The 5,707-nt window shown below is 72.5% G+C and carries 6 protein-coding genes; 1 reads left to right on the top strand and 5 read right to left on the bottom strand.

Going from position 1 to position 5,707, the window contains the following annotated elements; genetic code table 11:
- Positions 1 to 490 (top strand): GntR family transcriptional regulator (locus AB0B48_RS31540; protein WP_357207975.1); only part of this gene is annotated, 490 nt, incomplete at its 5' end.
- A 23-nt stretch (positions 491 to 513) separates the two neighbouring features.
- Here the strand turns inward: AB0B48_RS31540 and AB0B48_RS31535 are convergent.
- The 5 genes from AB0B48_RS31535 to AB0B48_RS31515 form a co-directional block, all read right to left on the bottom strand.
- On the bottom strand, positions 514 to 2,304 hold the full coding sequence (locus AB0B48_RS31535; protein ID WP_357207973.1) for a gamma-glutamyltransferase family protein: 1,791 nt from the start codon (positions 2,302 to 2,304) through the stop codon (positions 514 to 516).
- The gene (locus AB0B48_RS31530) at positions 2,301 to 3,302 is read right to left on the bottom strand and encodes an oligopeptide/dipeptide ABC transporter ATP-binding protein (protein WP_112678145.1); all 1,002 of its coding nucleotides are present in this window, start codon (positions 3,300 to 3,302) and stop codon (positions 2,301 to 2,303) included. Before AB0B48_RS31530 ends, AB0B48_RS31535 begins: the two co-directional genes overlap by 4 nt.
- Positions 3,299 to 4,306 (bottom strand): ABC transporter ATP-binding protein, encoded by a 1,008-nt coding sequence (locus AB0B48_RS31525; RefSeq protein WP_355006522.1) that lies wholly within the window; start codon positions 4,304 to 4,306, stop codon positions 3,299 to 3,301. The genes AB0B48_RS31530 and AB0B48_RS31525 overlap by 4 nt, the downstream gene beginning before the upstream one ends.
- Positions 4,303 to 5,190, bottom strand: a complete 888-nt coding sequence (locus AB0B48_RS31520; RefSeq protein ID WP_357207970.1) for an ABC transporter permease — start codon at positions 5,188 to 5,190, stop codon at positions 4,303 to 4,305. Before AB0B48_RS31520 ends, AB0B48_RS31525 begins: the two co-directional genes overlap by 4 nt.
- A partial coding sequence (locus AB0B48_RS31515) for an ABC transporter permease (RefSeq protein WP_357207968.1) occupies positions 5,187 to 5,707 on the bottom strand: 521 nt, incomplete at its 5' end. The genes AB0B48_RS31515 and AB0B48_RS31520, both read right to left, overlap by 4 nt.

The raw sequence follows: 5,707 nt of genomic DNA, 5'->3' as shown, positions 1-5,707 counted from the left end.
GGAGGGATTCGTCGTGATCCTCCCCCGCCGGGGAGCGGTCGTCGCCTCACCGAGCAGCGGGACCATCACCGACATGTTCGCCGTGCGCGAGCGACTGGAGGCGCTGGCCGCCCGGCTGGCCGCCGAGCGGGCCACCGCGGCCGACGTGGCGTCCCTGCGCGCCCTGCTCGACCAGGGCCGCGAGGCGACCCAGCGCCACGACCTGGCCCGGGTCGCCGAGCTGAACAGCACGCTGCACCTGCGCATCCTCCAGATCAGCGGAAACCCCTGGCTGTCGTCGATCGCCAAGTCGCTCTACCTCCATGTCCAGTGGGTCTTCCGGCTCGGAGCGGCCGAACGCGCGCCACACTCGTGGGCCGAGCACATCCAACTCGTCGACGCCATCGAGTCGGGCGACGGTGACCGCGCCGAGCGGGCCGCGCTCGACCACCTCGAAGCGGCATCCGCCGCCGCGTACGAGAACGCCGAAGGCGGCTACGGCGCCCGCTGACGGGCACGCGGCTGCGGCGCCCGCTACCGGCCGCACGCGTAGCCCTGCATCCCCCGCGGGTTCGCACCGGCCGCCAGCACTCCCGTCGCCGGGTCACGGGTCACCGCGCAGAGCCGACCGAGGCTCCACCCGTCGGTGACCCGCACCTCGTGCCCGTACGCCCGCAGCGCCGCCAGCACACCCTCGTCGAGCCGGTCCTCCACCACCAGGACACCGGGCTCCATGTCGCGGGGATAGAACGAGCCGGGCAGGCTGACCGTGTGCCACGCCGGCGCGTCGATGGCCTCCTGAAGGCTCTGCCCAGCGACGAGGTGCCGCAGCAGGAACGGCAACTGCCACTGGTCCTGCTGGTCGCCACCGGGGGTGCCGCAGGCCAGCACCGGCTCACCGTCGCGGTGCACCATCGTCGGGCTCAACGTCGTACGCGGGCGGCGGCCCGGCGCCAGCGAGGAGGCGAGCCCCTCCTCCAGCCAGAACATCTGCAACCTGCTGCCCAGCGGAAAGCCCAGCTCCGGAATCGTCGGCGAACTCTGCAACCAGCCGCCACTGGGGGTAGCGGAGATCATGTTGCCCCACCTGTCGACCACGTCCACGTGACAGGTGTCGCCCCGGGTCACCCCGTCCGACTGCACTGTCGGCTCTCCCGTTGTGGCATCGGTCGGCCCGGCAGGTCGAGCGGCACCCGGTCGGACGTGGACGGGCAGGCGCGGCTGCGCCCCGTCCGGGCGGCCCGGCCGCAACTCCGCCGACGCGCGATCGCCGATCAGGGCGGCCCGCTCCCGCGCGTACTGCGGTGAGAGCAATGCCTTGGCGGGCACGTCGGCCCCGTCGCCGTACCAGGCCTCCCGGTCGGCGAAGGCGAGCTTGAGCGCCTCGACCTGGGCGTGCACACCCGCGGCGGTCGCCGAGTCGTACGCGCCCGGGTCGTCGAGCGCGTCAAGGGTGGCCAGCGACTCCAGCAGCACCGGGCCCTGGCCCCAGAAGCCGGTTTTCGCCACCGAGTAGCCCTGCCAGTCGAGGGTGGCGGGCGGCTCCCAGCTCGCCGAGTACGCGGCCAGGTCGTCACCGGTGACCAGCCCGGCGTGCGGGCGTCCGCTGGAGTCCTGGAACGGTCGCCGGCTGAACGCGTCGATCGCCTCGGCGACGAAACCCGTGCTCCAGGCCCGGCGGGCGGCCTCGATCTGGGCCTCCCGGTCGGCACCGGCCGCCCGTCCCGCCTCGACGAGTCGGCGCAGGGTGTCCGCGTACGCCGGGTTGGTGATCAACTCCCCCGCGGCGGGCGGTCGGCCGCCGCGCAGCCAGAGCGCGGCGGAGGTGGGCCAGTGTTCCTCGAACAACGACCGGACGGCGGCCACCGTGTCACCGACCCGGCCCACCAGCGGGTGCCCGGCGCCGGCGTAGCCGATCGCCGGCTCCAGCACCTCGGCGAGGGTGAGCGTGCCGTGCTCGCGCAGCAGCAGGAGCCAGGCGTCCACCGCACCGGGTACTGCCGCCGCCAGCGGCCCGGCACCCGGGATGAGATCCATGCCGAGGGACCGGAAGTGCGCGATGGTGGCGCCGGCCGGGGCTGGCCCCTGCCCGCACAGCACCTTCGGTCGGGGGTCCCGTGCGGTAGCCACGATGGCCGGCACCTCGCCGCCCGGCCCGTTCAGGTGCGGCTCGACCACGTGCAGGACGAACCCGGCGGTGACCGCCGCGTCGAAGGCGTTGCCCCCGCGTTCCAGGATGCCCATCGCCGACTGGCTGGCGAGCCAGTGGGTGGAGGACACCATGCCGAAGGTGCCCTGCAACGTGGGTCGGGTGGTGAACGTCATGACAGCACCTCACTGGGATCTGCGGTACGAACGTCGGGACCGGTGCCGTCCGGCCGGACCAGGTGGCAGGCGGCCATCCCGTCGCCGATGGCGGTCTGCGCCGGCACCTCCGTCGCGCACCTGTCGAAGGCGAGCGGGCACCGGGTCCGGAACCGGCAGCCGGACGGCGGGTCGAGCGCGGACGGCAGGTCGTCGCCGAGCAGCACCGGCTGACGGTGGCGCTGACGCACCGGGTCGGCCACCGGCGCGGCGGAGAGCAACGCCTGCGTGTACGGGTGTGCGGGCCGGGCGAAGATCCGCTCGCGGCTGCCGGTCTCGACGAGTTGACCCAGGTACATGACAGCGATGTCGTCGGCCAGGTATTCCACAGCGGAGAGGTCGTGGGTGATGAAGAGGCAGGCGAACCCGATGTCGCGTTGCAGGTCGGCGAGGAGGTTGAGCACCGACGCCTGCACTGACACGTCGAGCGCGCTGGTGGGTTCGTCCGCGATGAGCAGCATGGGCTCGGAGATCAGGGCCCGCGCGATGCTGACCCGTTGGCGTTGCCCGCCGGACAGTTCGTGGGGATAGCGACGGGCCACCTCGGCGCGCAGGCCCACCCGTTCGAGTTGGGGGGCGACGCGGGCGTCCCGGTCGCGCCGCGAGATCCGCTTGCCGGCCAGCCGCAGCGGTTCGGCCACGATCTCGCCCACCAGCATGCGCGGGTCCAGTGACGCGGCCGGGTCCTGGAAGACGATCGACACCGCGCCGCGATGGGGACGCAGTCTCCGTCGGGACAGGTGGGTGACGTCGGTGCCCGCGATCCGGACCGTTCCCGCTGTCGGTTCGACGAGCCGCACCACGCATCGGCCCACTGTCGACTTTCCGGAGCCGCTCTCCCCCACCAGGGCCGTGACCCGGCCCCGCGGGATGGTCAGGGACACCCCGTCCACGGCACGCACCGGGCCGAAGTGCATCACCAGGTCCGCTATCTCCAGGGCGTTCGGCTGCGGCGTCATCGGTTCGCCTCCTGAGGGGCCATCTCGCAGGGGTGCCAGCAGGCCGCGACATGGTCGGTGTCACCGACATCCTCCAACGGCGGGGCTGCCGCCCGGCACCGCTCGTCGGCGGCCGGGCAGCGATCCGCGAAGGTGCAGGCGTCGGGTTGGCTGGCCAGCACGGGCACCAGCCCGGGGATCTCGGTCAACCGGTCGGTGCCGGCGTGCCGGCCCGGCTGCGGTGACGCCGACAGGAGCCCGGCCGTGTACCGGTGCCGGGGGTGGGCGAACAGGTCGTCCACCGACGCCCGTTCCACCACCCGGCCCGCGTACATGACGACGACGCGGTCCGCGATGTCGGCGATCACGCCGAGGTCGTGGGTGATGATGAGGACGCTCGTGCCGAGCCGGTCGCGCAGGTCCCGCAGCACCTGGAGGATGCCGGCCTGGACGGTGACGTCCAGCGCTGTGGTCGGCTCGTCGGCCACCAGCACCTTCGGGCCGCAGGCCACCGCCATCGCGATCATCACGCGCTGCCGCATGCCGCCGGAGAGTTGGTGCGGGTAGCTGTCGACCCGCTGGGCGGCGGACGGGATACCGACGAGCGTCAACAGCTCGACGGCGCGGGCCCGCGCCGCCCGTCGGGACATCCGCTCGTGGACCTGGAGCACCTCCCCGATCTGCCGCCCCACGGTGAGCACCGGGTTCAACGACGTCATCGGTTCCTGGAAGATGTAGGCGATCTCCCGGCCACGGACCCGACGCAGGGCGGACTCGCGGGCGCCGACCAGCTGGGTGCCGTCCAGGCGCACCGACCCGGTGACCCGGGCGCTGCCCGGGAGCAGCCCGGCGAGGCTCATCGCGGTGACGCTCTTTCCGCACCCCGACTCGCCCACCATCCCGACGATCTCCCCGGCTGCGAGGTCCAGGCTGACCCCGTCGACCGCCGAGACGGTGCCGGTCTCGGTCGGGAACGACACCGACAGGTCGCGGATCTCCAGCACGGGCGCGGGGGCGGTGGTCATCGCCGGTCTCCCTTCGGGTCGAGGGCGTCGCGCAGGGCGTCACCGAAGACGTTGAACGCCAGCGCCAGACCCATGATCACCACGCCGGGGAAGACGGCGGCCCACGGTGCGCGGGCGGCGAACTGCTGGGCGGTGGCGAGCATGGTGCCGAGGCTGGGCGCCGGGGGTTGGATGCCGAGACCGAGGAAGGACAGCACCGCCTCGCCGAGGATCGCGGCCGGGATGGCGACGGTGGCCTGCACCAGGATCACCGAGGTCGCGTTCGGCAGGATGTGCCGGGCCAGCACCCACAGGTCGCTCGCGCCGTCCACGACGGCCGCCGCGACGAAGTCCAGCGACTTGAGGCGCAGCGTGTCCGAGCGGACGACCCGGATCACGCCGGGGATCTGAGCGATGCCGATGGCCACCGCCGCGTTGCCGAGGCTGGCGCCCCGGATGGCCGCCAACCCCACCGCCATGATCAGAAACGGGAACGCCAGCAGCAGGTCGGTGAAGCGCGAGATGACCGCGTCCCAGGCCCGAAAGTAGCCGGCGGCGAGCCCGAGCGGCACCCCGATGACCAGCGACGTGGCCACCGCCAGGAGCCCGACCTGCAACGACGCCCGCGCACCGAGCATGATGCGGGAGAGGACGTCCCGACCCAGGTCGTCGGTGCCCAGCAGGTGCCCGGCGGTGCCGGGAGGCGCGAACGTACGGGCGAAGTCGGTCTGGTCGACCGAGTAGGGCGCGAGCCAGGGCGAGAGCAGCGCGATGACGCCCGCCAGCGCGAGCACGACGAAGCTCACCACGGCGAGCGGGTTGCGCCGCAGCCGCCGCAGCACCCGCGTACGCCGGGTGATGCTGACGGTGCCGGTCTCCGCGATCGGTACGGTGAGGACGGTCATGCCGGATCTCCCGTCACCCGGATGCGTGGATCGATGACCGAGTAGAGCAGGTCCACGAAAAAGTTGATCACGATGTAGGCCGCCGCGGTGAGCAGGACGACGGCCTGGATCACCGGGTAGTCCCGTTGGAACACCGCGTCGATGGTCATCTTGCCGAAGCCCGGCAGCCCGAAGATCTGTTCGGTGACGACCGCGCCCGAGATCAGCCCGCCGAGTTGGAGACCCACGACTGTCACCACCACGATGAGGCTGTTCCGCAGGGCGTGCCGGGTGATGACGGCGCGAGGTCGCAGGCCCTTCGCCTTGGCCGTGCGTACGTAGTCGGAGGAGAGCGAGTCGAGCATCGCCGACCGGGTCTGCCGCATGATGATGGCGGCCAGGCCGGTGCCGAGGATCACGGCCGGCAGGACGATGTGGTGCAGGTTGTCCACGGGGTCCTCCAGAATCGGCACGAAGCCGGAGGCGGGGAAGAGCCCGGTCGCCACGGACAGGTAGAGGATCGCCAGCAGGCCCAGCC

This window comes from Micromonospora sp. NPDC049089, from assembly GCF_040648775.1.
Taxonomy (GTDB): domain Bacteria; phylum Actinomycetota; class Actinomycetes; order Mycobacteriales; family Micromonosporaceae; genus Micromonospora.
This window is presented reverse-complemented; position numbering and strand designations above follow the sequence as displayed.

Coding starts and splice junctions, on each gene's coding strand:
- AB0B48_RS31520 (WP_357207970.1), bottom strand. CDS start 5,190: ATGACCGTCCTCACCGTACCGATCGCGGAGACCGGCACCGTCAGCATC.
- AB0B48_RS31535 (WP_357207973.1), bottom strand. CDS start 2,304: ATGACGTTCACCACCCGACCCACGTTGCAGGGCACCTTCGGCATGGTG.
- AB0B48_RS31525 (WP_355006522.1), bottom strand. CDS start 4,306: ATGACCACCGCCCCCGCGCCCGTGCTGGAGATCCGCGACCTGTCGGTG.
- AB0B48_RS31530 (WP_112678145.1), bottom strand. CDS start 3,302: ATGACGCCGCAGCCGAACGCCCTGGAGATAGCGGACCTGGTGATGCAC.